Here is a 25,342-nt window from a genome sequence, read left to right on the forward strand (position 1 = left end):
GTGGCACAAATCATATTCGGCATGGCCGTGCCGCACAGCGGCATGCTCGGCCAGGCGCCGGAGGACTGGCTCACCAACGGCGCGCGCGACCGCAACAATCCCGAGCTGTGGTACCGCAACCGCACCTGGACCTATGACGAGCTTGAGGCCGAGCGCGGCGCCGCGTTCGAGCCGTTCCTGACGATCGAGGAGCGCACGACGCGCGCCGCGCGCTGCCGCGCCGCGCTCGACGAGATGGCGGCGGCGTACCAGCGCGCCAATGTCGATGTCGCGATCATCCTGGGCAAGGACCAGAAGGAAATCTGGCCCGACCAATCGCCCTCGATCACCATCTATACCGGCGAGGACGTGCATAATGGTCCGCCGCAGCGCCCGGTCTATGCACCCGATCACCATGTCGTGCACAAGGCTTATCCCGAGCTCGCGACCTATCTGATCGACAAGTTTCAGGACGCCGGCTTCGACCTCAACGATCTCCAGGCCTGGCCGGAGAATGTGTGGATGGCGCAACGGCAGGGCATGAGGCCCGACTATCCGGTCGTCCCGCACGCCTACAGCTTCGTCTATCACCAGATCATGGGCGACAATCCGCCGCCGCATGTGCCGGTGCTGTTCAACCTGTTTTATCCGCCGACCCAGCCGTCGATGAAGCGCTGCATCGAGTTCGGCCGCGTGCTGCGCGAGGCGATCGAGGCATGGCCGCAGGATGTACGCGTCGCGGTGATCGCGTCGGGCGGGCTGTCGCATTTCGTCAACGACGAGGAATTCGACCGCGACGTGATGGGGAAGCTGGCGAGCTACGACTATGAGGGCCTCGCCGCGATCCCCAACGGCTATTACCAGTCGGGCACGTCGGAGGTGAAGATCTACAGCATCGTGATGATGGCGCTGCAGCAGACCGGCGCGCAGATGAATCTGGTCGACTACATCCCCTGCTGGCGCACCCCCGCGGGCACCGGCGAAGGCATGGGCTTCATGTACTGGAGCCCCGAGGAAACCGCACAAAAGGAAGCAGCTGAATGACCGGCCCCCGTCTCAACGGCATCATCCGCGCGTGGGAAGCGGGCAAGCCGGCCTTCACCTGCTTTGCCAAGCTCGACAAGACGCTGGCGCAGGAACTGAGCGACGCGCCCTATGACGGCGTGGTCTTCGAGATGGAGCATAATCCCTACGACGTCGCGGCGCTGGGCGACTCGCTCCAGTACATGCTCAGCCGCAAGAAGATCGCCGAGAGCGGCTCGGTCGCGCCGGGCGTCACCCCGCTGGCGCGCATCCCCGCCAATGGCGTCGAGATGAACCAGTTCCAGGCCAAGCAGGTGCTCGACCGCGGCGTCTATGGCGTGATCACGCCGCACGTCTCGAGCGTCGAGCAGGCCTACAACGCCGTCGCCTCGTGCCGCTATGCCAAGCCCACGGGCGCCGCGCTGTACGAACCCAAGGGGGTGCGCGGTGACGGTCCGGCGGCCGCCGCGCGTTACTGGGGCGTCAGCCAGGCTGAATATTACGCCAAGGCCGATGTGTGGCCGCTCGCGCCGCATGGCGAGCTGCTGGTCGGGCTGATGATCGAGAGTCCCGAGGCGATCGAGAATCTCGACGACATTCTGACGAACGTGCCGGGGATCGGCTTCTGCCTGATCGGCGAGGGGGATCTGTCGCAGGCGCTCGGCTATCCGCGCCAGTATGAGCATCCCGAGGTGATCGACGCGATGCGGCAGATCGCCGAGACTTGCCACAAGCACAAGGTGGTGGTCGGCAACCCGCATGTCGGCGCCAAGAATGTCGAGCGGCTGCTCAGCGAAGGCTACAAGTTCCTGATGAGCGCGCCGGTGCGCAGCTATGGCGTGGTCGGCCAGGGACGCGAGCTGGCGGGGTATTGAACTGACAAGCCCCTCCCCTTCAGAGGAGGGGCCAGGACCCGAACTTATCGCCCACCCGGCCAATCCGATTAGTCCTCGCCGCCACGTCATGGTCTGACACCCGTATAACCGGGGAGAGACAAGTGAACGGCGCCCAAGCCCTTGTGAACACGCTGGCCGATCAGGGCGTCGAGATTTGCTTCGCCAATCCCGGCACGTCGGAAATGCATTTCCTCGCCGCGCTCGACAATCCGCGGATGAAGAGCGTGCTGTGCCTGTTCGAGGGCGTGTGCACCGGCGCCGCCGACGGCTGGTACCGGATGAAGGACAAGCCGGCGTCGACCCTGCTCCACCTCGGTCCGGGGCTGGCGAACGGTCTTGCCAACATCCACAACGCCAAGCGCGCCAGCGTCGGCATGGTCAATATCGTCGGCGAGCATTCGGCGTCGCACCTCAAATATGATCCGCCGCTGAGCAGCGATATCGAGGGTCTGGCGCGGCCGCTCAGCCATTGGGTGCGGCGCGCGGAATCCGCGACGAGCATCGCCTGGGACACTGCCACCGCCGTCGGCAAGGCGAGCGAGCATCCCGGCCAGATCGCGACGCTGATCCTGCCCGGCGACACGGCGTGGAAGGATGCCGGCGACCGCGTCGTTCCTGCCGCTGCCGCGCCGTCGCGCAAGGTGCCCGATGTCGCGCGCATCGACCAGATCGCGCAAGTGCTCAGGTCGGGCGAACCCGCGCTGATTATCCTCGCCAACAAGGCGACGCGCGGCCGCGCGCTCGAGCTGGCGGGCAAGATCGCGGCGGGCACGGGCTGCCGCCTCGGCTCACAGTTCTTCACCGCGCGCATCGAGCGTGGCGCGGGACGCGTGCCGGTCGAGCGCATCCCCTATGCCGTGGCTCAGGGCAGCGCCTTCCTCGCCAGCTTCAAACATTTGATCACGGTCGAGACCAAGGAGCCGGTCGCCTTCTTCAGCTACCCGGACAAGCCGAGCCTGTTGAAGGCGCCCGGCACGGTGGTGCACCCACTGGCCGAGGCGGACGAGGACAGCGAGGTCGCGCTCGAAATGCTGCTCGACGCGCTGGGCGCTTCCGGCATCGCGCCGCGCATTCAGGAGCGTATCGAGACCCCCGTGCCAAGCGGCGCGCTCAATCCGGTCAGCATCGCGCATGCGCTCGCCGCGGCGCTGCCCGAGCATGCCATTCTGGTCGATGAATCGCTGACTACCGGACGCGAGAGCATGGGGCTGACGATGGGTGCTCGCCCCCACGACCTGATCAACAATATGGGCGGGTCGATCGGCTATGGCACGCCGGTCGCGACCGGAACCGCGCTCGCCTGCCCGGACCGGCGGACCTTCTGCATGGTCGGCGACGGCAGCGCGATGTACACGATCCAGTCGCTGTGGACTCAGGCGCGCGAGCAGCTGCCGGTCACCACGATCATCTTCGCCAACAACAGCTATGCCATCCTCAAGGCCGAATACGCCAATATGGGCGCAGGCACGCCGGGGCCGCAGGCGCTGGCGATGATCGATATCGACCGCCCGACGATCGACTGGGTCGCAATGGCCAAGTCGATGGGCGTGCCGGGGGTGCAGGTCACCACCGCCGAGGATTTCCACGCTCAGATGGTCCGCTCGGCCGACGCCGAGGGGCCGGTGCTGATCGAAGTGAAGCTCTACTGACAATTGGGGAGGGGCCGATGGCCACCACAGCCGTGACGACGCTCAAGACCAATCTCGCCGATTATCCCGTGACCGCGGCGATGAAGGACGGTCGCGTCCTGTCCGATATCGTCACGCTCGACTTTTGCGGCCCGCCACAAGCGCATAACGGCTTCAAGGCGATGCTGCGCGAGAACGCCTATGATTGCGGCGAGCTGGCGATCGTCACGCTGCTTCAGGCCAAGATCTACGGCAAGCCCTGGGTCGCGCTGCCGATCCCGGTCAATGGCCGTTTCCAGCATCATTGCGCCGGCTTCAACCGCGAGTTCGGGCATCTGGACCCCAGGGACATCGAGGGCAAGCGCGTCGGTGTGCGCACCTATACCCAGACGACGGGCCTCTGGATTCGCGGCATCCTCAAGCACGAATATGGCGTCGATCTCGACAAGGTGACGTGGTGCACCGTCAATGACGGCCATCTGCTCGAATATAGCGATCCGCCCAATTGCGAGCGGCTGCCCAAGGGGTCGGACATCGGCCAGATGATGCTCGACGGCGAGCTCGCCGCCACGCTGCAGGGCGTTGATCTGCCCAAGGACCCGCGCGTCGAATATCTCGTGCCCGATCCGTTCGAGGCGGCGAAGGACTGGTTCGCTCGCACCGGCGCGGTGTGCATCAACCACATGTTCGTGGTGCACGAAGAGCTTTCGCGGACCCGCCCGGACGTGGTGAAGGAACTGTACCGCATGCTGGTCGAAAGCCGCAGCGCTGTGGAGAGCGAGCTTCCCGCGAGCTATCCGCCGGTCGGCCTCGAGGCGAACCGCAAGAACATCCAGCTCGCCATCGACTGGGCGTTGGAGCAGAAGTTCATTCCGCGCCGGATGGCGGTCGACGAGCTGTTCGACGAGACCACCGCGAGCCTCGGCGCATGAAAATGCTGCGCAGCATTTTGGGATTCGCTGCACTCGCGACCGGACTTGGTGCGGCGGCAGCGCAGGTCCAACGGGTGCCGGCGGAATTGCGCACCAGCTATCTCGCTTTCGGGGCGCGTGACGGCGAGGGGATGCTTTATGAATCTGCCATGGGGGCATCGAAGCCGCGTGTCGCGCTGGTGTTCGCGCATCCGACCAACAACAATTTCAACGACCCGGTCGCGCGCGAGCTGGCGAAGCGCGGCTATCGCGTTCTGACGCTCAACCGGCCCGGCGGCGACGAGCGGCTCGACGCCATCGCGCCGCTGGTCGGCCGCGGTGTCGCCTGGCTGCGCACCTTGCCGGGTGTCGAAAAGGTTGTGCTGGTCGGGCATAGCGGCGGCGGGCCGCTAATGGCTTTTTACCAGAATGTCGCCGAGAATGGTCCCGCGGCGTGCAGCGGGCCGGAAAAGATCATCACCTGCCGCGTCGAGGGGCTGAAGGCGCTGCCCAAGGCCGACGGCATCGCGCTGCTTGATCCAACGCTCGGCGCCTATCACCAGATGACGTCGATCGACCCCGCTGCGGGCGAGACGAGGCGCGACACGACGGTCGATATGTTCGACGCGGCCAATGGCTATGACGCCGCGACCGGCAAGGCGGCCTATTCGCCTGACTTCCGCAAACGCTATCTCGCCGCCCAAGCCACGCGGGGCGTTTCGCTGACGCAGGCAGCGCTGGCGCGGCTAAAGGCGATCGAGGCGGGGCAGGGGCGGTTCAGCGACGACGAGCCGTTCGCGGTGCGCGGGATCGGCGTGCATGCGTTCGGCGCGCGGCTGTATCAGCCCGACACCGCCCTGCTCGCCCGCACGGCGCGCCCGCATCTGCTGCTGCGCGCCGACGGCACGCAAGGCGAGGGCATCGTCCCATCGGTACGCGCACCGATGGGGCAGGATGTCCGTCGTGCGCTGACAACGCTGGCGCAGATGGGAGCCAACAGCACGGTTCGCACCTTCCTTGCGCAGGCTGCGATCCGCACCGGGCCTGATTATGCGATCACGGCGGACTCGATTACCGGCGTCGACTGGGCGTCGGCATTCACCTCAGCGCCTGCCAATGCGCGCGGGATCACCGTCCCGGCGCTCGTTCTGACGATGAGCTGCCACTATCTGCTCGTCTCGGGCGAACTGACCTTCGACGCGCTCGCCTCGCGCGACAAAAGCTATGCTGCGGTCGAGGGCGCGACGCATCTCTTCACCCCATGCCGCCCGCAATATGGCGACACGGTCAAGCGCAGCTTCGATTTCGTCGATAGCTGGCTGAGCAAGCCGGGCCGCTTCTGATGCGCATGACAGCGCTCATCCTCGCCGTGGCGCTGGCCGGTTGCGCGGGGCGCGAGCCACTCGCACCGATGCGCTATATCGACGCGCATTCGCACATCCTGCCCGACATGCCGGCCGCGGCGGAAGTCGCGATGCTGCGCGAGGCCGGGCTGGCGCAGGTCGTGATCATGTCGCCCGACCCGGCTGGCCTTCGCGAGATCACCGCAGCGGGGCGCGGCTTCGTGGTGCCGTTCATCAGCATTGCGCGGTTGCCCGACATGGCAGGCTACCGGCTCGGCGCGGACAGCGCGGCGCGCTTTGCCGAGCTGCATGCGGCGGGGGCGGTGTGCGGCTTCGGCGAGCTGCCGACCCGGATCGAGCCGGCGACCGATCCTAGCGACGCCGCCGCGCTGCTCCATCCGCACCGGATGGCGATCTATCGCGAGGCTGACCGGCTCGGCCTGCCGGTCAACATGCATATCGGCCTCGACGCGCCCGAGACGATCGCCGCAGTCGAACGCATCGCGTCCGGGCATCCGCGCATGACGCTGGTGCTGGCCCATACGGGCTGGAGCGCGGGCGCCGCAACAATCGGGCGGCTCATGGACGCCCACGCCAATATCCATGCCGATCTTTCGGTGCGGCTCGATCCGGCGGCGGGCTGGCCGTCCCCGGGCGGTGGCGCCGCGGTGCCGGCCAAGATCACCATCCTCGATGCCGACGGCGTGGTCCGCCCGGACTGGCGCGCGCTGATCCTGCGCCATCCGAACCGTTTCATGTTCGGCATGGACATCACGTCGGCCGGCGGCGGGCGGGCGGGGCAGGCGAAGCTGCTGCTCGCCACCGCGCGCAACGCGCTGGGGCAATTGCCGCGCAAGGTCGAAGCCGCCGTGGCGCACGGCAATGCCGAGCGGATGATAGCCGGATGCGCGGCGAAGGGTGTTTTCGGAAATCCGTAAACCCTGACGCCAAAGCTTATCGCATGGCGCGTCAATCCAATGCGGCCAATAAGCGCGATATCCGCAATATACAATCGACGCCACCGGCGACAATGCCGGCGGCAACTGCACGAAAATGCCAAGAACAAAATCAGCGCGTGCAGATTGTCACAAGCAATGACGATGAATTCAGCGGAGGGGAAATGACTATTTCACGCCATAACTTGGTTCTGCTTGCGGGCGTTTCGCTGCTGTCGCTCGGCAACGTCGCGCACGCGCAGGAAACCGCCGCGGCTGCGCAGCCCGAGGCGCAAGCCGATACCGGCGACGCCCCGGTCGAGGGTGACCGCGACATCGTCGTCACCGGCTCGCGCGTGATCAGCAACGGTAACAGCAGCCCGTCGCCGGTGACGGTCATCCAGACCGAGAATCTGCTTGCGTCACAGCCCGGCGCGAACCTCGCCGACGCGCTCAATGCGTTGCCGGTCTTTTCCGGCTCGCGCGGCGCCGGCAGCAACCCCTCGACCGGCGGCAGCGCCTCGGGCGGCAACGGCTCGGCCAACCAGCTCAACCTGCGCAACCTGGGCATCACGCGCACGCTGGTGCTGATGGACGGGCTGCGCATCCCGCCGACGCTGTTCAATGGCGCGGTCGATGTCGACCTGATCCCGCAGATGCTGGTGCAGCGGGTCGATCTCGTCACCGGCGGCGTCTCGGCGGTCTATGGCTCCGATGCGGTGTCCGGCGTGGTCAACTACGTGCTCGACCGCAATTTCAACGGCCTCAAGCTCGAAGCGAGCATGGGCATCTCCGAATATGGCGATGCGCGTCAGTTCGATGCCGGCGTCGCCTGGGGCACGAATCTCGGCGAGAACGGGCATTTCGAGGCGAGCTATCAATATCATGACGGCACCGGCATCACGCGCCGTTCGAACCGTCCGTGGATGGATCTGGTCGGTGTTGCGGGTGCCGGCACGACGGCGCTTCCCTTCACGCTCTACACCAATCTGCGCCAGCGCGATTATCCGGCGGGCGGCGTCATCACCACCGGGCCGCTGACCAATCAGGTGTTCCGCACCCCCACCACGACGAGCGCCTTCGTCAACGGCACGGCGACCGGCACTGCGGCGCTGCAGGTCGGCGGCGACGGCGGCGATTGGGACAGCTCGCTCCTCCAGCCGCTCGAATCGCATCAGGCGTTCGCGCGCTTCGACTATGATTTCTCCGATGCAGTGCGCGCCTATGTTCAGTTCTCGGGCACGTTCAAGCGTAACGAGAACTGGGCCGAATATTTCCGCCTGAACAACGTCCAGTTGACCAGCAACAATCCGTTCCTGCCGGCTGCGTTACAGACTCAGCTGGCGGCGGGCGGTACGACCTTCCGCTTCCGCAAGACGATGAGCGACACGATCGACGATCGACGCCAGCATTCGGTGTCGGATTCGGATCAGTGGATGATCAACACCGGCCTCGCCGGCGATCTCGGGCCGCTCAAGTGGCAGTTCGACTATATTCACGGCCGGGCCGAGCTGAAGACGCGGGTCGAGAACAACCTCAATCAGCAACGGCTGGCGGCGGCGCTCGACGCGGTCGTCAATCCGGCCAATCCAGCACAGATCATCTGCCAGGCGGCGATCGCCAACCCGGCGACTTACGGCAGCTGCGTGCCGCTCAACCCGTTCGGGCCGCAGTCGGAGAGCAAGGCCGCGCTCGACTATGTGTTCGGCACGACCAATTATCGCGCCGTCACGCTGATGGACGATATTTCAGGCAGCGTCGCGGTGTCGCCGTTCGACACCTGGGCCGGGCCGATCAACGTCGCGGTTTCGGGTGAGTGGCGCCGCGTGTCGTTCAGCGCGACCTCCGACGCAACGTCCGACATGTTCGTCAACTGCGCCGGCATCCGCTTCAACTGCGCTGCGACGCAGACCAACTATTTCCTGACGCTGCCGGCCAATCCCAATGTCAGCCAGACGGTGTGGGAAGTCGCGGGCGAAGCCGATGTGCCGCTGCTCAAGGACAGCTTCATCGGCTCGCTCAACGTCAACGGTGCGGTGCGCTTCACGCGTTACAACACCAGCGGCGATTACGTGACCTGGAAGGCCGGCGCCGACTGGAAGCTGACCGACACGCTGCGCTTCCGCGGCACCTGGTCGCGCGACATCCGCGCGCCAACGCTCTACGAGTTGTTCGCCGAGCGCTTCGTCGTCAACGTCGTCGGCACCGATTTGCTGACCGGCCAGAGCCCGACCATCCCGTCGATCAACGGCGGCAATCCGAACCTCACGGCCGAGATCGGCAAGACGATCACCGGCGGCGTGGTGTGGCGGGCGACGCCGCAGCTCAGCATCGCGCTCGACGGCTATCAGATCGTGGTCAGCGACGCGATCCTCGCCGTCAACGGCGGCGAGCCGTCGTTCCAGCAGGCGTGCTACAGCAGCGGCGGCACCTCGCCCTATTGCGACCTGCAGCGGCGCCCGGGCAGCTTCAGCGACACCTCGGCGGCGAATGCTTGGACCGCGGTCTATAACGGGCTGTTCAACATTTCGGAGATCAAGACCTGGGGCGCCGATCTCGAGATCAACTATAATGGCCGTGTCGGCGGCATGCCGCTCAACGTCCGTCTGCTCGGCGCGTATCAGCCGCATCTGTGGTTCCGTCAGCCCAATGTCGCGAGCCGCGATCAGGCGGGCGCGGCGTTCGGCCCGGTCGGCTTTGCCGCGACGCCGACAGTGCGGCTGACGGGCTTCGTCCGGCTCAAGCCCGACGACAATGTCACGATCGACCTGATGCAGCGCTGGCGTAACGCGTTGAAGCTGCAGAACGAAGGCATCTTCGCGGCTGGCAGCAACCACATGGCGGCGTTCGGCACGACCAGCATCAACATCGCCTATGAGATTCCGTCGAAGTTCGGCGAGATGCAATTCTATGTGAACGTTCAGAACATCTTCGACGCCGATCCGCCGATCGGTGCGTTCACCGGCAACGGCACGCGTGCAGGCTTGCGCGACGGCTATGCGGTCGGCGACGATGTGCGTGGGCGCTACTGGACCGCGGGCGTGAAGCTGAAGATGTAACCGCCGTTCGCCCGCCCCGGTTCGCGCCGGGGCGGGCGACAGGCCAGTCGAGTGAACCGTGAATGAGCAAGGTCGAGGCAGGGAAGTTCAATCTGGGCGCGGCGCTCAAGGGCTATGAGCTCAACAAGATGTGCCACACGCTCAACCGGGCCGAGAACCGCGCGGCGTTCGCCGCCGACGAAGCGGGCTATTGCGCGCGCTTCGGGTTGAACGCCGAGGAGACCGAGGCCGTCGTCTCGCGCAACAAGCCCATGCTGTTCGAGCTCGGCGGCAACATGTATTTCCTGGCCAAGCTCGACCGGGTGAAGAAGGCGGGGGCGGTCTGATGGCGCGGATCGCAGGCGGCCTCGGCACCTCGCATGTGCCGATGATCGGCCGCACCCTTGCGGCGGGCAAGCAGGCCGAGGTGCCGTTCGCGCCGTTTTTCGAGGCCTATGCTCCGGTCCATGACTGGCTGGGCGAGCGCAAGCCCGATGTCGCCATCGTTTTCTACAACGATCATGGGCTGAGCTTCGCGCTCGACAACATGCCGACTTTCGCGGTCGGCGCCGCGACCGAATACCGCAATGCCGACGAGGGCTGGGGGCCGCCCGAGCCGCGCAGCTTCCGCGGCGCCACCGAATTGTCGTGGCACCTGATTCAGTCGCTGGTCGCCGACGAGTTCGATGTCAGCGTGTGCCGCGAGATGTTGTTCGATCATGCCGGCATCACCGCGCTCGACCTGCTCTATCCCGGGCATGACGTCCCGGTCGCGGTGATCCCGATCGTAATCAACGGCGTCCAGCCGCCGCTTCCGACGCCGCTGCGCTGCTACAAGTTCGGCCAGGCGATCGGGCGGGCGATCAAGTCGTTCGCACAGGACGCCAATGTGCTGGTGATTGGTAGTGGCGGGCTCAGCCATGAACTGGGCGAGTTCGGCAAGATCAACGAGCCGTTCGATCGGATGACGATGGAGCGGATCGTCTCCGACCCGGAGGCGCTGACCCGCTACACCAATGACGAGATCGTCGATCTGGCGGGTGCGCAGGGGCTGGAGCTGATGACGTGGATCGCGATGCGCGGCGCGGTGGCGGGCCAGGTGGATGTGATCTCGAGCGTCTATCAGAACCCGATCTCGCACACCGGCGGCGCCATGATGCTGATCGAACCGCGATAGATGACGGCGGCGGTTGGCCGCGTTAGCGCGCAGGAATGAGCGAGCAGCCCGACAAGATCATCAGCGGGGATCTCGCCGACGACGAGGCGGCGCAGGCCGCGGCGGCGCTCGACGACCGGCGCGCGCGGCTGGTTCGCGGCTGGATCGTGCCGTCGATCGTCGGGACAGCCTTGCTGATGACGACGCTCAACGCGAGCTCGGTCGTCACCGCGCTGCCCGCGATGGCGAGCGATCTGGCGGCCGAACCGCTGCGGCTCAACATCGTCATCACCGCCTATTTGCTGGCGCTTGTGGTGTTCCTGCCGGTGTCGGGCTGGCTCGCCGACCGGTTCGGCGCGAAGCGGTTGCTGATGGTGGCGATCCTGCTGTTCGCGGCGGCGTCGGCGGCATGCGGGCTGGCGCAGACGCTGCCGCAGCTGATCGCCGCGCGGCTGGTGCAGGGGTGCGCGGGGGCGATGGTCGCGCCGGTCGGTCGCCTGATCCTGCTGCGCAGCACGCCGCGGCACGAGCTGGTCGGTGCGCTCTCGACGCTGACCATGCCCTCGCAATTCGGCCCGCTCGCCGGGCCATTGCTCGGCGGCGCGGTGGTGACGTTCCTGAGTTGGCACTGGATCTTCTACCTCAACCTGCCGGTAGCGGTGGCGGCGCTGTGGCTGGTGCGCGCTTATGTACCGGACGTGCCCGCGCAGCCGGTGACGCGGATCGATTGGAAAGGGATCGCGCTGATGGGCGTCGGGATGGGCGCGCTGATCTATGCGCTCGACAATGTCATGCGCGACGACGTGCCGGCGGTGCTGCTTACGGGTTGCGCGGTCGCGGCGGTCGTCAGCATGGTGTTCTACTGGCTGCATGCGCGGGGCCGCGCCGATGCGGTGGTCGATCTCTCTCTGTTCGGTGTCCGCACCTTCAACGCGGCGGTGATCGGCGGCGCGTTCTTCCGGCTGATTCCCGGCGCGACGCCGTTCCTGCTGGCGATGCTGATCCAGGTCGCGTTCGGCATGTCGGCGTTCGAGGCCGGGCTGATGACCTTCATGACCGCGGTCGGGTCGCTGGTGATGAAGGCGACCGCGCCGCCGATCCTGCGCCGCTTCGGCTTTCGTCGGGTCGTCGTGGTCAACGGGCTGATCACGGCGGCGATCTTCGCGAGCTATGGGCTGTTTTCGCCCGCGACACCGCATTGGCTGGTGATGGTGGCGCTCGCGGCGGGCGGTTTCTTCCGCGCGCTGCAGTTCACCAGCACCTCGGGACTGGCGTTCGCCGATATGAGCGACGCGCAGATGGGCCGCGCAACCACCGCCTCGGCGATCGTGCAGCATCTGATGCAGTCGGTCAGCACCGCGCTCGCCGCGATCCTGCTGTACGCGCTGATGACGGCGAGCGACGCTGCCTCGCTCACGACCGCGACGGTCACGCCATCCTTCCCGATCATCGCGCTGGTCTCGCTGATCTCGCTGGCGTGGTTCGTGCGGCTGCCGGGCGATGCCGGGGCGGCGATGACGACCCGGGCGCGCTGAGCCGAAGTTATCGGGTGAACCCGGCTTTCAATTCCGGTGAGGGAGCCTCGCCGCTTATCGTCCTGTCAACGATGTCAGGGAGAGCGAAGCGATGAAGCGTATCTTGAGCCGGATCGCGGCTGCGCTGGGTGCATTGGCGCTGACCGTCTCCGCCGCACCGCCGCCGCAACCGGCAACCGGCCTCAAAGCCGGCGCCGCGCGGATCGACATCACCCCGGCCATCGCGGACCTGCCCGCGCCGTACAAGTCGGTCGCCGACCGCATCTATCTGCGCGCGGTCGCGGTCGAGAGCGACGGCAAGCGCGCGGTCATCGTTATTGCCGACGTCCCCACGATCGTCGCGCCGGTCGCCGCCGACATCATCGCCCGGATCGCGCGCGAGGCGAAGGTGCCGCGCGAGCAGATCGTGCTCGGCACCACCCACACCCACAATGCCGTGCGCGTCGCGGCGGAAGGGATCGGCATCATCCTGCCCGGCTCGCCCAAATTCGTCGAGCAGGTGACCGTCGCGGCGGTGCAGGCGGTGCGGCAGGCGGTCGCCAATCTTCAGCCCGCACGCGCCGGGACCGGCAGCGGCAAGGCGCATCTGGTCGGCAACCGCAACGTCTGGTCGCCCGCGCATGGGCGCTACATCGCCGATGTCGACCGCACCGGTACCGAGCCGATCGACCACCGCCTGGGCGTGGTCAAGTTCGAGACGCTCGACGGCAAGCCGATCGCGTTCCTGCTGAACTATGCGTTTGAGCCGGTCGTCGCGATGGCGATCAAGGGCGAGATCAGCGGCGACGTGCCAGGCGTGGCGGCGCGGATCATCGAGGCGCGTAGCGGCGGCGCGCCCGTGCTGTTCACGATCGGCGCGGCGGGCGTACCCTTCTACCGCGCCGACGACACACCCGAACCCCAGCGCCGCGGGCACGCACTCGAACTGCTCCAGACCTATGGCAGCGTGCTGGCCGAGGAAGCGCTGGCGGTGGCCGGCGCCATGACCACCAGCGCCGAAGCGGTGTCGGTCGGCGGCGCATCGAAGCCGCTGATCTGCCCTGGTAAGGCGACGCAACCGTTCAACCTGCCCGACCGCTGCGCCTATTCGCCGGACTCGAAGCTGCCCGCCTGTGACTTCCGCACGCGCGATGCCGATCCGGTGAAGCTCGAGCTCGGCGTGTTGCGCATCGGCGATCTCGCCATCGTGCAGACCGACGCCAATGTCGCGCCCGCGCTCGGCGCGAAGCTGCACCGCGCGACCCCGGTCGCCAACACCTGGATCGTCGCGCTGACCTTCGGTCCGATGCGCTTCGTGGTCGATGACGCGGCCTATCCGCACAACACCTATGAAGCGACCGCCACAACTGCGAAAGCCGGCTGTGCCGAGCAGGGCTATCTCAGCGGCAGCCTCGATTTGATCAAGGCTGCGCGGCGCTAGGCGCTGGCTCCGGCTGGCGGAACCGGTCGCGCAGCTTGAGCAAGCCGACATAGCCGATCGCCGCGACGATGGTGGCGTCGAGCGCCGGGACGGTGGTCAGCGTGACGCTTTCGCGCAGCGCCAGCACGATGGCGAGCGAACCCAGCCACGCCGCGATCGCCTCCCAGCGCACCGCGGGCAGGTTGCGGATCGATTGCGCCGGATCGGTGCTGCGGAACAGCGTGAAGCTGTCGATCACATAGATTGCGGCGATCGGCGGGATGATCAGGCTCAGAAACACCAGGAACGGGATGAAATAGTTGATGATCCCGGCCAGCGCGATGCCGGTGCCGATCGTGGCCCCGGCCACGGTGAACATCCATGGCCGCCCACGCGGCAGCGTGGTGCCGAGCGCCAGCGTCGAGGAATAAAGGTTGAGCGCGTTGACGATGATCATCGGCAGCGCGACGACGAACAGCAAGGGCGTGCCGAGACCGAGCGAGACGATCAGCTTGTTGACGCTCGGCTCGCCGGTGGCGAGTGCGGGCAATGCCGCGGCGGTCATCATCAGCGGGGTCGCGATTGGGAAGGACAGCGCCATGCTGACGATCGCGCCGCGCGGCGTGCGCACGAAGCGCGACAGATCGGGCATGGTCGCCACCGCGAGCATATAGGCGCCGACCACTGCCGATGTCGCGACGCCGAAGGTCATCGGAGTCGGCGGGTTGGGCGAGGGCGCGATGACCAGCCCGTGACTCTGGATCGCCACCACCGCGATGGCGACGAAGATCAGCCCGAGCACCGGCACGATCAGCAGCGCCAGCCATTCGAGCGCGCGGATGCCGACCAGCGTCGCGCTCGCCGCCAGCACGGCGCCGAGGATCACGAACGCGGCCCAGTTGGCGGGCACGCCGTTGATCTGCGCTGCCGAGACGAGCGCTTCGCCGAAGAAGGAGGCATTCATACCGAACGCGGCGAAGTGGATCAGTGCGATCACGGTGTTGATCAACGCCGCGCCGTGACGGCCGAACGAGCGCTGCACCAACGGATAGGTCGACAGCCGCGTGCGCACGCTGACCACTGCGGTGAAGCAGCAGCCGAGGAACAGGATCAGGCTGGCGAGCAGCGCCGCCGCCACCGCCGCGGGCAGGCCCAGCGCGAGCGCGTTCTGCGCGCCATTAAAGAAATCGGGAATGCCGATCGAGAAGCTGGCGACGATCAGTGCGACGCGCCAGCCCGCCATCTGGCCGATGACGGGGCTGTGCGCATATTCGTCGCTGGATGCGGCTGTGGTCATAGGTCCTCCCACCCGTTCAGTTTCTCGATCGGCACGAACGCTTCGGCAAGCCCGAATGCGGACGGTCCGACCATCCACAATGCCTTCGCATCGCGCAGCATCGGCGGCGCGGCGGCGCCGGCGACCTTCACGCGCTGACCGTATTTCAGCCGGTCGGTGGTGATGGTTTCGGCGGTCTCGCGGTCCATGATCGTGATCAGGTCTGGCACCATCGCGCAGATCTTGCCGTCTCGCCGAGCCACCAGATTCTCGTTCTGGAATTCGATGTCGAGCCGGCCTGCGCCCATGAAGCCTTCGATCGTCACGCGGCCGATCGCGAAACCGCGCGTGGTCTCGCGCTCGAGATCGGTGATCTTGCCGTCGAACAGCGCGCCGGCGAAGCGATAGAGCGGCGACGCGCGCAACGCTGCGAACAGCGCTTCGAACGGGTCTTCGCCCGCCGCGCGAGCCTGGCGGATCGCCGCGCCGGCAGCGATCGCGGTCGAGATCGAGCCGGGGATCGCGTGAGCCTTCGCCAGCCGCCCGGTCAGCGGATATTCGGTCATGTGCGCGTCGCCGCCCATCGCGATCGACAGCTGCCGCGCCAGCCGCTCGTGCGTGTGATTGTCGGCCGCCTCGATGATCACCAGCGCGCCCGACGCGTCGGTCATCACCGACGGGCAGGCCGACAGTCCGGCGATGCTGAAGATCGACATTTGCGATTCGGGAAAAGCGCGGCCCATGCCGTCGGCGTCGACCACCGGAATGCCGAGCTGCGCCGCGGCGATCAGCGGCGCGAGGCCATTGCCGCCGCCGATCTCGATCGGCAGCACCGCGTCGATCCGGCGGCCGAGCAGCTCTTCGAGTCGACGCAGCCCGCGCAGCGCCTCATTGCCGTTGGGCAGCTTCTCGACCGACACGGTCGGCGCGCCGATCCAGCCGCACGGCACGACCAGCGCGTCGTCGGCGAGCGCGTCGAGCGCGATCAGCTCGAACGGACCGCGGCGGGCGATCATCGCTTCGCCGAGCAGCCGGTTGTGATAGGGGTCGCCACCGCCGCCCGAGCCGAGGAACGCCGCACCGCGCGCAAGATCGCCGAGTGCGGTGGCGCCGATGCGCGCGCGTTCGTCCAGTCTTGCCGGGGCCAGCCCTGCCATGCCGCATTCGTCCTCGAAACGAGCAATCCAGACGACGAGTGTGCGGGTGCCGCCGCAGAGCGGCAATGCGGCATTGGTTATCAGTCGATACCGGGCGGCGGCGCGGTCAGGCGTTGTGGACGAGGCCCAGTGCCGGGGCGGCGGGCGTTTCGCCCGTGCGGATGATGCGCGCCTGGCGTTCGAGTTCGCGCACGAATGCTTGCGCGGCGGGCGAGAGCGAGCGCGCCTTGTGCCGGACGATGCCGATCGAGCGCGCCACGACCGGATCGACAAGCGGCCGCCACACCAGTGCCGGCGAGCCGATCTCGGCCATGGTCAGCCGGGTCAGCGCGCAAATCCCCTGGCCGGACTTGATCAACGCCGCCGCGGTGGTCGCCGCCGAGCAGTTGAACAGCCGCTCGACCACCACCCCGGCTTCGGCGAGACCATTCTCGACCATCGCCGACATGCCGGTCTCCTCCGACATGGCGATGAAACGGTGGTCGCCGAACACCGACCATTGATGCTCGGCCACCGCCGCCAGCGGATCGTCCTCGCGGCACACCAGCCCGATAGTGTCCTTGAGCAGCTCCTGATAGCGCAGGTCGCTCGACAGATCGGGCGGCGGCGCGATGCCGAAATCGGCGGCGCGGTCGCGCACGACATTGTGGACCAGCTCGCCGACATCCTCCCAGATCTCGACCCGCACGCCGGGAAAACGAGTCTGGAAGCTCTGGATCGCGGACGGCAGCAGCGCCGAGGCGACCGAGGGCAAAGCGGCGATGCGGATCAGGCCCTGCCGCCCCTCGACGAACTCCTGCAGCTCGCGGAACACGGTCTCGTAATCACCCAGCAGCCGCGCGGCGAGCGGGCGCAATTTCTCCCCCGCCGGCGTCAGCGTCACGGTGCGGGTGTCGCGGTCGAACAGGCGCACGCCGACGCGGGTCTCGATATGCTGGATCGTCCGGCTGAGCGCGGGCTGCGACACGCCGAGTTCGTTCGCGGCGTCGCGAAAGCTCGACGTTTCCGCGAGTTTCATGAACGCGGACAGCTGCGACAATGTCAGGCGCGACATGCGACCTCCCTCAGCCCGGCGCTTGTCCGACAAGATACAGTTTTGTGACGGGGTAACAAGGTTGGACCCCGTTTCCCGACATGGTCTGGCCCCCGCGAGCGAGACCGGATCGTGGCATGAGGCCATATCCAATTTGTCATTGAACGCGGCGGGTCCGGCTCGCAGCTTTCAAGGGCGAAAAGCGGAGACGAACGGGGTGGGGTGCGTACAGGCCGAACAGGAGCGTAACGGCACGCGGTTCGATCCTGCGGTGATGCTGGAAACGCGCGAGCGGACCCGCGCTGCGATGGATGCCGTCGCTGCTGCGATCCGCCCCGGCATGACCGAGGAGGAAGCGGTCGCGCTGATGCGGCGCACGCTCAAGGACGCCGACATGCTGCGCGGCTGGCACGGCATCCATGTCCGGTTCGGGCGCAACACGCTGCTCAACTTCGGTGAACGCTCCGAACCCGGCATGGTGCTGGGCGAGAACGACATCTTCTTCATCGATATCGGCCCGGTGTGGCGCGGGCATGAGGGCGATGCCGGCGCGACCTTCGTGGTCGGCAACGACGCGGCGATGCACCAGGCGGCGCGCGACGTGAAGGCGGTATTCGAGGCGACGCGCGCGCGCTGGCGCGACGAGGGGCTGAGCGGGGCGTCGCTTTATCGTTTTGCGCAGGCCGAGGCGGCGCGGCTGGGCTGGGTGCTCAACCTCGACATGCCGGGCCACCGCCTCTCCGACTTTCCGCACGCCGTGAAGCATGACGGCGCGCTGATCGATACCGATTACGCGCCGGGCGACGGGCTGTGGGTGCTGGAAATCCAGATCCGCCACCCCGACCGCCCGTTCAGCGCATTCTATGAGGATTTGCTGTTAAAATGACCTTCGTCGACTGGCCCGAGGCATGAGCGAGCGTGACACTGGCGTCGAGGCCGCGATGGTTGCCGGCGGGCTGCTGGAGATCGTCGGCGAGCCCTTCAACCTGCCGGCGGCCGACCGGTTCGTCGCGCGCGACAAGTTCGTCGCGGACCGCGCGGGCGAGCTGCCGATCCGCTATCTCGGCGACGATTTCACGGCGCATTTCCTCGACGTGATCGAGCGGCAGGTGCCAGCCGAGACGCTCTACCAGTACCGGCTGGTGCGCAGCTCGGTCGACGGGCCGATCTTCGCGGCGCTCGGCGGCGAGCATGGCGCGCGCATCGCGCTGGCGCAGATCTATGAGTTCCTCAAGACCGCCGACCGCGGGCAATGGTTCTTCTTCTACGTCGCCGATGCCGCAGGCGAGCTGTGGGCGGTGGATACTTATTGGCGCGAGCAGGGCTGGGACCTCGAGGCCTATTCGGTGACCTACCCGCGCGGCTGGCGCGGCGGGGGGCGCGTGGTGTCGCGTGATCACAGGAGGACCGCATGACGCACAATGGCTGCAAGCACACCATCCATGCGGCGAACGAGCATCTCAAATGGTCGAACGCGCATCCGCCGGTGACGACCGTCGCCCCGGGGGATGTGCTCGAATTCACCGAGATGGATGCGGTGTGCGGCCAGCTTTCGGCGAGTTCGACGGCCGCCGATATCGCGACGCTCGATTTCGAGCGGGTCAATCCGATCGTCGGGCCGATCTATGTCGACGGCGCCGAGCCGGGCGATGCGCTCAAGGTGACGCTGCTCGAATTCGCGCCGAGCGGCTGGGGGTGGACGGGGATCATTCCCGGTTTCGGCCTGCTCGCCGACGAGTTTCCCGATCCGGCGCTGAACATCTGGCACTATGACCGAGGGTTCGGCAGCCCGACCCTGTTTTCCTCGGTGGCGAAGATCCCGCTGCGGCCGTTCTGCGGCATCGTCGGCGTCGCGCAGGCCGCGCCGGGCGAGTTCAGCACCGTGCCGCCCTATCATACCGGCGGCAACATGGACACGCGCGACCTGGCGCGCGGGGTCGAGCTGTACCTTCCGGTCGAGGTGCCCGGCGCGCTGTTCTGCCTCGGCGATCCGCACGCCGCGCAGGGCGATGGCGAGGTGTGCGGGACCGCGATCGAATCGCCGATGGGCGCGACGGTGAAGCTCGAACTGGTCAAGGGCGAGAATCTGCGCTTCCCGCGCTTCGTGACGCACGAGCCGGTGACGCGGCATATCGACAGCCGCGGCTATGAAGCGACGATGGGCATCGGCCCCGACCTGCTGACCGCCAGCCGCGACGCGGTGCGCGGGATGATCGACCGCCTGTCGAAGCTGCACGGGCTCAGCGCGCCCGACGCCTACATGCTGTGCAGCGTCGCGGGCGACCTGCGCATCAACGAGATCGTCGACGTGCCCAACTTCGTCGTCTCTTTCTACATGCCACGCCAGATCTTCGACTGATGCCGGGAGCATTGCTGCTCAACGAGGCCGATGTCACCGGGCTGCTCGATATCGACGAGCTGCTGGAGGCGCTGGCGGCGGGGTTCAGGGCAATCAGCGCGGACGAGGTAGCCGCGCCGCCGCGTGGACAATTGCACGTCGAGGGCGCGGGACAGCTGCTGCTGATGCCGGCCCATGCGCCGGGCCTGCCGATCGGTACCAAGCTGGTGACCGTCTTTCCGGGCAATCATCATGCCGGAATCCCCTCGCATTTCGGGTTGATCGTCCTGATGGATGCAGCGACGGGCACGCCGCTCGCGCTGGTCGATGGCAACCACATTACCGCGATGCGGACCGCGGGGGCTTCGCTGCTCGCTGCAAAGCTGCTCGCGCGGCCGGATTCGCGCGTGCTGACGATCCTTGGTTCCGGGGTGCAGGCGCAGGCGCATCTGGAGCTGATGACACGCCATTTCGACCTTGAGACGATCTTCATCGGATCGGACGATCATATCGGCGCCGCTCGGCTGGCAGGCCGGGATTTCCGGGCGCGCGTTGTCGACGATTATGAAGCCGCGGTGCGCCAGTCGGACATGATCTGCCTGTGTTCGAGCGCTTCGCAGCCGCTGATCCGCAACGGCTGGCTGCGGCCGGGACAGCATGTCAGCTCGGTCGGCTTCGCGCCGCCGGGCGGCGAGCTCGATCCGGCGATCGCGGCGAACCACAAGCTTTATGTCGAAGCGAAGATCGCGTTCGCGCCGGCGCCGGCGGGTTGCGCCGAGCTGACGGGGATCGACCCGGCCGATGGCGCCGAGCTGGGCGAGGTGCTGCTCGGGCGCAAGCCCGGCCGCGAGTCCCCCGACGAGATCACCGTCTACAAGGCGATGGGCCATGCGATCGAGGATCTGGTGACCGCCGACCTCGTCTATCGCCGCGCGGTCGAACGCTCGATCGGACAGACGATCCAACTCTGAAAAAGGAATGCAGATGACCGACCAACTGACTGCCGCCGAATTGGGCGCGCGGGTCGAACAGACGAGCGTGACGGTCCCCGCCGATCTGACCTTCGAGCAACGCGTTACGCTCGGCAATTATGGCTGGCGGCATGAGGAACTGACCGAAGCGGCGTTTCCGGTCACCGCGGACCAGCATGGCGCGCAGGCGCAGAAGCTGTTCCACTTCAATTGCAGCCTCTCGTCCGACGACGCCGCGCTGCGCATCCGCGAGGCCGGCTGGGAACCCGCCGCGATCGGCGACATCCTGGCGTTCGGCGAAGCCTTCCCGCAAGTACAGGTCCGGCACCCGGTGGTCGGGCTTGGCTCGGTCGCGGACATCGACGGCAAGGCCAGCGCGCCGACTTTGTGGTATGACGGCGATCGCCGCACGCTGGACCTGCTCTGGCTCGACGGCGACTGGCACCGCAACTACCGCTTCCTCGGCGTGCGCCGCGCATAAACGCCAACACGTCCGCGCAAACGAAAAGGGGCGGGAGCGACATGCCCCCGCCCTTTCCTTGCCCCGCGCTGCGGATCAGAAGCGGTACGACACCGACGCCTGGAAGCTGCGCGGCGCAGCGTACTGGCCGATGCCGTAATCGCCATAGACGAGGCTGGTGAAATACAGCTTGTCGGTCAGGTTGCGGACCACGACCGTCGCCCGGACATTCTCGACGATATCGATCCCGGCCTGCAGATCGACGATCGCATAGGCGGGCTGATCGGTCAGCGAGGTGTCGATATCGCTCTGCCAGCGCACCTGCGCGCCGAACGACAGCTTGTTCAGCTCCGGCACGTTGTAGGTGGTGGCGAATTTGAACGTCTGACGCGGGATGAACTTGCGCGCATCGACATCGTCCTGGTCGCGCAGCCGCATCGTTGTGAAGCCGCCGCTGACCTCCCAGTTCGGCGTCACGCGCCCGGCCACCTCGAACTCGAAGCCTTCGGCCTTCGTCTTGTTGACCGCTTCATAATAGAAGAAGTTGCCGAACACCGGATCGAACACCTGGCCGACGAACCGCGCCAGGCCCTTCTGCTCGGTGCGGAACACCGTCGCCGTCGCATAGAAACGCTTGTTGAACAGGTTGGCCTTGAGGCCCGCCTCCATGTTGGTGCCCTTGATCGGCTTCAGCGGCTGACGATTCACGTCGTTCTCGGTCTGGGGCATGAAGATCGTCGTGTAGCTGGCATAGGCCGTCAGATTGTCGGTGATGTCGAACAACAGGCCGCCATAGGGGTTGAACTGGCTTTCGTCGGTCGCGATCACCTGGCCATAGCTCGTGCCCATGCTCTTGACCTTGGCCCAGCTGGCACCGGCGACGAGGTGAAGATCGTCGGTGAAGTTGATCTGCGAGGCGACATAGCCGCGGATCAACTCGTCGATCTGGTCCTGCGCCAGCATCTTGGGATTATAGGTCGGCAGCGCCGGATTGAACCGGTTGGGGCCGTTGAAGTTCGGCAACAGCACCGCGCCCAGGCCATAGCCGGTGTCCACCGCGCGGCCCTGATATTGTTTCTGGTCGCTATGGGCGTAGCTCACGCCCGCCGTCAGCTTGTGCTCCTGACCGAAGGCGTCGAACGTGCCGCTGGCATAGAGATCGGCCATGATGCGGTTGTTGTTGGTCTCGAACTCCGAGGTGTCGCCCAGATAGAAGCCGGTGGCCCGGACCGGATAGCCCGACGGATTGAGGATGCGCGGCGCGTCCTGGTAGTTGCGGTAGGTCAGGATGCCCTTGATCGTCCAGTCGCCGACCGCATAGGCCAGCTCGCCATAGACCTGGTCCTCGCTCGTCGGCCACTTCGCCCAGGCCGGCGACGAGTTTTCGGAGCGGCGGAAATTGATCGGCGTACCGTCGGTATAATAGAGCCACAGGCCGATCCACGAGGCCGCGCGCGGATCGTGATGCTGGCGGTTATAGCCGGCGGTGAAGGTCAGCTCGGGCGTGACCTTGCCCGACACCACCAGCCCGATGACGTCGCGGTTGTAGCTGTATTTCTCGAGATAGCTGTTGCTCTGATCGTGCGCCATATAGGCGCGCACGCCCCAATTGTCGCCGATCGGGGTCGAGACATCGGCCTCGATGCGCTTGCGGTTCCATGAGCCGAGATAGCCGGCGATGTTGACATGGACATCGGCGAGCGGGCGCTTGCGGATCTGGTTGACCGTCGCCGACGGGTTGCCGATGCCGGTGGTCAGGCCGTTGGCTCCGCGCACGATGTCGATGCGGTCGAACACGAAGCTGTCGGTCTCGCCATAGGTGAGGTTGCCGATCAGCGGCAGGCCGATCCCGTCGATCTGGAAATTGGTGACGTCGAAGCCGCGCGCATTGTAGCTGGTGCGGTCGGTCTCGAGATCCTCGACGTTGATGCCGACGACCTGGTCGAGCAGGTCCTTCATGCCGGTGAGCGCATAGTCCTGGATGCGCTTCTGATCGATGACGGTCACCGACTGCGGCGTTTCCATGAAGGTCAGCGCAAGGCCGGTCGAGGTCGTGGTCGGCGCGGTCACGCCGGTGACGACGATCGTCTCTTCGTCGGTTTCCGGTTCCTCGCTCTGCGCCTGCGCCACCCCGGGCATGGCGATCAGTGCGGCCCCCGCCGCGCCGGTGAGCAGGCGGCGCAGCGCGCGGCCCTCAAATGCTGAAGCTCCGATTTTCATTTCCCAACCCCTTGATTGCGCACGACGGCGATCGATGAAGCCGATCTCCCGCCGCATCGTTCCAGTTTCGGGGCGCTCGCCCCTTGTCGATTTCTGGTCTTGCAAAGCTGCGATCATGACCGCCGCGCGGCAATGACAAACAGGCTATCTTCTCATACCAAGCGGCGCGAAAATGGCCCGTCAGCGCGTGCTGGAGGCCCTGCCGAACGATCCGACGTGTCCGAACACTGGCTTGCCCGCGAACAGGGTCAGCAGCACCTTGGCCTTGGAGATTTCGGCGGGAAGCAGTTCGAAGAGGTTGCGGTCGAGCACAACCAGGTCGGCATCCTTGCCGACCGCGATCGATCCGGTGCGCTGGTCGATATGGTTCACCTGCGCGACGTGCAGCGTGTAGGACGCGATCGCCTCGGCCAGCGTGACCGCCTGATCGGGGCCGAGCGCGCCGCTGCCGGGCTTTTGCGGATTGGTGCGGGTCAGCGCGACCTGGATGCCGTCGAGCGGATTGGCCGAATCGACCGGCCAGTCGGCGCCATAAGCGAGCTTGCCGCCCGCCTTGACGATGTTGGCGGCGGGATAGATCGACGCGGTGCGCTTCGGTCCGATCGCCTTCTTCTGCAAGTCCATGTCGTCGTAATTGCTCGCCCAATAGGGCTGGAGCCCGGCATAGACGCCGAGCTGGCCGAAGCGCGGCTGGTCCGCCGGATCGATCATGTTCATGTGCGAGATGAAGTGGCGGTTGTCCTTCGCGCCGTTGCGCGTGCGCGCGGCGGCGAAGGCGTCAAGCCCCTCGCGCACCGCGCGGTCGCCGATTGCATGGATGTGCGCCTGAAAGCCCCTGGCGTCGAGATCGGTGATCGCGGCGCGCAGCGTGCCGGTCGGGATCGACGTCTTGCCGCGCTCGGCGGTGCCCTCATAGGGCTCGATCATCGCCGCGGTGTGCTGTGGTATCACGCCGTCGAGATAATATTTGACGCTGCGCGCGTTGAGGCCATAGCCGCTCGCCCGCGCCGCAGTTTTCAATATGCCCGGAATCTGGTCGAGCCCACGCTCGTTCTTCCATTTGAGGCCGATCACGACATGTGTGGAAAGATCGCCCGCGTCGCGCACCGCGCGATACGCCTCGACCATGTCGCTGCTGCCGTCATCGGCAAACTCGACTCCGGCATCATGCCAGTTGGTGATGCCGAGGCTGTTGAAATGCCTGACGACATAGCGGATCGACGCTTGCAGTTCGGCGGGACCGGGCGGCGGGATCAATCGGTCGAGTAGCGCCATCGCGCTGAATTCCCAAAGCGCGCCGCTCGGTTCGCCGGTCTTCGGATCGCGATCGATCTTGCCGTTGGGCGGATCGCGCGTGTCCCGGGTGATACCGGCCAGCTCAAGCGCCTTGGAGTTCGCCCACATGCCATGCCCGTCGAACGAGCCGAAGATGATCGGCCGGTCGCGGCTGATCGCGTCGAGCGTCTCCTTGCGCGGCGAGATGCCGGGGAAGTTAGTCTGCGCCCAGCCGACGCCATAGACCACCCCGGTTCCTGGCGTCTTCGCCACGCAAGCGGCGATCAGCCTCTTATACTGCTCGACGGTCTTGCCATCGACGATCGGGCAGCGCGCATAGGTGAGTCCGCCGAACAGCGGATGCGCGTGTGAATCCCCGAACGCCGGCAGCAGCATCCGCCCGCCGAGATCGACGACGCGGGTGCGCTTGCCGCGGGTTCGCGCGACCGTCTTGGCCGGGCCAACCGCGAGGATCTTGCCGCCCCTGATCGCCACCGCCTGCGCCCAAGGCTGGCTCTTCTCGACCGTATAGACCCGCGCGTTGGTCAGGATGACGTCCGCCGTCCGCGCTTGCGCCAGCGCAGCCGCTGGCGCGCAGGCCAGCGCGATCGCCAAAATCGAAGTTCGCCCAACCCCCGCCATCGCTTGCCTTCCTGTCCGCCGATGAGCCTTGCGTGGGGTTGCTGCGCGCGGCTCGCAATGACAAACAGGCTATCGTCTCATACCGGCCCGGGCGCGATAGCGGTTGCCGCAACCGGCCAAAACACCC

The 25,342-nt window shown here is 66.6% G+C and carries 21 protein-coding genes; 16 read left to right on the top strand and 5 right to left on the bottom strand.

All coding sequences use genetic code 11. From position 1 onward, the window contains the following. The 11 genes from M9978_RS05390 to M9978_RS05440 all read left to right on the top strand — a co-directional run bounded on the left by M9978_RS05390 (position 1) and on the right by M9978_RS05440 (position 13,864). Positions 1-1,023, top strand: coding sequence for a DODA-type extradiol aromatic ring-opening family dioxygenase (locus M9978_RS05390; protein WP_254291955.1), 1,023 nt, complete (start codon positions 1-3; stop codon positions 1,021-1,023). Beyond that, positions 1,020-1,877, top strand: coding sequence for an HpcH/HpaI aldolase family protein (locus tag M9978_RS05395; RefSeq protein ID WP_254291956.1), 858 nt, complete (start codon positions 1,020-1,022; stop codon positions 1,875-1,877). Before M9978_RS05390 ends, M9978_RS05395 begins: the two co-directional genes overlap by 4 nt. 122 nt (positions 1,878-1,999) lie before the next feature. Then, positions 2,000-3,547: an acetolactate synthase large subunit gene (locus M9978_RS05400; RefSeq protein WP_254291957.1), complete on the top strand. Its 1,548-nt coding sequence runs from the start codon at positions 2,000-2,002 to the stop codon at positions 3,545-3,547. A 17-nt stretch (positions 3,548-3,564) separates the two neighbouring features. After that, positions 3,565-4,458, top strand: a complete 894-nt coding sequence (locus tag M9978_RS05405; RefSeq protein WP_254291958.1) for a substrate-binding domain-containing protein — start codon at positions 3,565-3,567, stop codon at positions 4,456-4,458. Positions 4,459-4,460: 2 nt separating this feature from the next. Beyond that, complete coding sequence (locus tag M9978_RS05410; protein ID WP_254291959.1) at positions 4,461-5,780, top strand: alpha/beta hydrolase family protein; 1,320 nt, start codon at positions 4,461-4,463, stop codon at positions 5,778-5,780. 5 nt (positions 5,781-5,785) lie between these two features. After that, complete coding sequence (locus M9978_RS05415) at positions 5,786-6,718, top strand: amidohydrolase family protein (protein ID WP_254291960.1); 933 nt, start codon at positions 5,786-5,788, stop codon at positions 6,716-6,718. A gap of 203 nt (positions 6,719-6,921) precedes the next feature. Then, positions 6,922-9,774, top strand: a complete 2,853-nt coding sequence (locus M9978_RS05420; protein ID WP_254291961.1) for a TonB-dependent receptor domain-containing protein — start codon at positions 6,922-6,924, stop codon at positions 9,772-9,774. A gap of 62 nt (positions 9,775-9,836) precedes the next feature. Continuing rightward, the gene (locus M9978_RS05425; RefSeq protein ID WP_254291962.1) at positions 9,837-10,100 is read left to right on the top strand and encodes a hypothetical protein; all 264 of its coding nucleotides are present in this window, start codon (positions 9,837-9,839) and stop codon (positions 10,098-10,100) included. After that, positions 10,100-10,930 (top strand): class III extradiol dioxygenase family protein, encoded by an 831-nt coding sequence (locus M9978_RS05430; protein WP_254291963.1) that lies wholly within the window; start codon positions 10,100-10,102, stop codon positions 10,928-10,930. Before M9978_RS05425 ends, M9978_RS05430 begins: the two co-directional genes overlap by 1 nt. Before the next feature lie 35 nt (positions 10,931-10,965). Further along, positions 10,966-12,444, top strand: a complete 1,479-nt coding sequence (locus M9978_RS05435; protein ID WP_254291964.1) for an MFS transporter — start codon at positions 10,966-10,968, stop codon at positions 12,442-12,444. A gap of 91 nt (positions 12,445-12,535) precedes the next feature. Further along, the gene (locus tag M9978_RS05440; RefSeq protein WP_254291965.1) at positions 12,536-13,864 is read left to right on the top strand and encodes a neutral/alkaline non-lysosomal ceramidase N-terminal domain-containing protein; all 1,329 of its coding nucleotides are present in this window, start codon (positions 12,536-12,538) and stop codon (positions 13,862-13,864) included. Here the strand turns inward: M9978_RS05440 and M9978_RS05445 are convergent. From M9978_RS05445 to M9978_RS05455, 3 genes are all read right to left on the bottom strand, one after another. Further along, the gene (locus M9978_RS05445) at positions 13,845-15,140 is read right to left on the bottom strand and encodes a cytosine permease (protein WP_254291966.1); all 1,296 of its coding nucleotides are present in this window, start codon (positions 15,138-15,140) and stop codon (positions 13,845-13,847) included. The genes M9978_RS05440 and M9978_RS05445 overlap by 20 nt on opposite strands. Next, positions 15,137-16,276: an S-methyl thiohydantoin desulfurase family protein gene (locus tag M9978_RS05450; protein WP_254291967.1), complete on the bottom strand. Its 1,140-nt coding sequence runs from the start codon at positions 16,274-16,276 to the stop codon at positions 15,137-15,139. The genes M9978_RS05445 and M9978_RS05450 overlap by 4 nt, the downstream gene beginning before the upstream one ends. A gap of 106 nt (positions 16,277-16,382) precedes the next feature. Further along, the gene (locus M9978_RS05455) at positions 16,383-17,330 is read right to left on the bottom strand and encodes a LysR family transcriptional regulator (RefSeq protein ID WP_254291968.1); all 948 of its coding nucleotides are present in this window, start codon (positions 17,328-17,330) and stop codon (positions 16,383-16,385) included. A gap of 196 nt (positions 17,331-17,526) precedes the next feature. Between M9978_RS05455 and M9978_RS05460 the strand changes: the two genes are divergently transcribed. From M9978_RS05460 to M9978_RS05480, 5 genes are read left to right on the top strand one after another with little or no spacing between them, the layout of a single operon-like run. Beyond that, positions 17,527-18,195: a M24 family metallopeptidase gene (locus M9978_RS05460; protein WP_254291969.1), complete on the top strand. Its 669-nt coding sequence runs from the start codon at positions 17,527-17,529 to the stop codon at positions 18,193-18,195. A gap of 22 nt (positions 18,196-18,217) precedes the next feature. Then, positions 18,218-18,724 (top strand): hypothetical protein, encoded by a 507-nt coding sequence (locus tag M9978_RS05465; RefSeq protein WP_254291970.1) that lies wholly within the window; start codon positions 18,218-18,220, stop codon positions 18,722-18,724. Beyond that, positions 18,721-19,668, top strand: a complete 948-nt coding sequence (locus M9978_RS05470; RefSeq protein WP_254291971.1) for an acetamidase/formamidase family protein — start codon at positions 18,721-18,723, stop codon at positions 19,666-19,668. Before M9978_RS05465 ends, M9978_RS05470 begins: the two co-directional genes overlap by 4 nt. After that, positions 19,668-20,618 (top strand): ornithine cyclodeaminase family protein, encoded by a 951-nt coding sequence (locus M9978_RS05475; RefSeq protein ID WP_254291972.1) that lies wholly within the window; start codon positions 19,668-19,670, stop codon positions 20,616-20,618. The genes M9978_RS05470 and M9978_RS05475 overlap by 1 nt, the downstream gene beginning before the upstream one ends. Positions 20,619-20,631: 13 nt before the next feature. Beyond that, positions 20,632-21,099, top strand: coding sequence for a hypothetical protein (locus M9978_RS05480; protein ID WP_254291973.1), 468 nt, complete (start codon positions 20,632-20,634; stop codon positions 21,097-21,099). 75 nt (positions 21,100-21,174) lie between these two features. Here M9978_RS05480 and M9978_RS05485 read toward each other — a convergent pair whose 3' ends face one another. Next, a complete protein-coding gene (locus M9978_RS05485; protein WP_254291974.1) occupies positions 21,175-23,298 on the bottom strand; it encodes a TonB-dependent siderophore receptor in 2,124 nt (707 codons plus the stop codon). A 180-nt stretch (positions 23,299-23,478) separates the two neighbouring features. Further along, positions 23,479-25,215 (bottom strand): amidohydrolase, encoded by a 1,737-nt coding sequence (locus tag M9978_RS05490; protein ID WP_254291975.1) that lies wholly within the window; start codon positions 25,213-25,215, stop codon positions 23,479-23,481. Positions 25,216-25,342: the final 127 nt, after the last annotated feature.

Source organism: Sphingomonas tagetis, from assembly GCF_024211275.1.
Lineage (GTDB): Bacteria > Pseudomonadota > Alphaproteobacteria > Sphingomonadales > Sphingomonadaceae > Sphingomonas > Sphingomonas tagetis.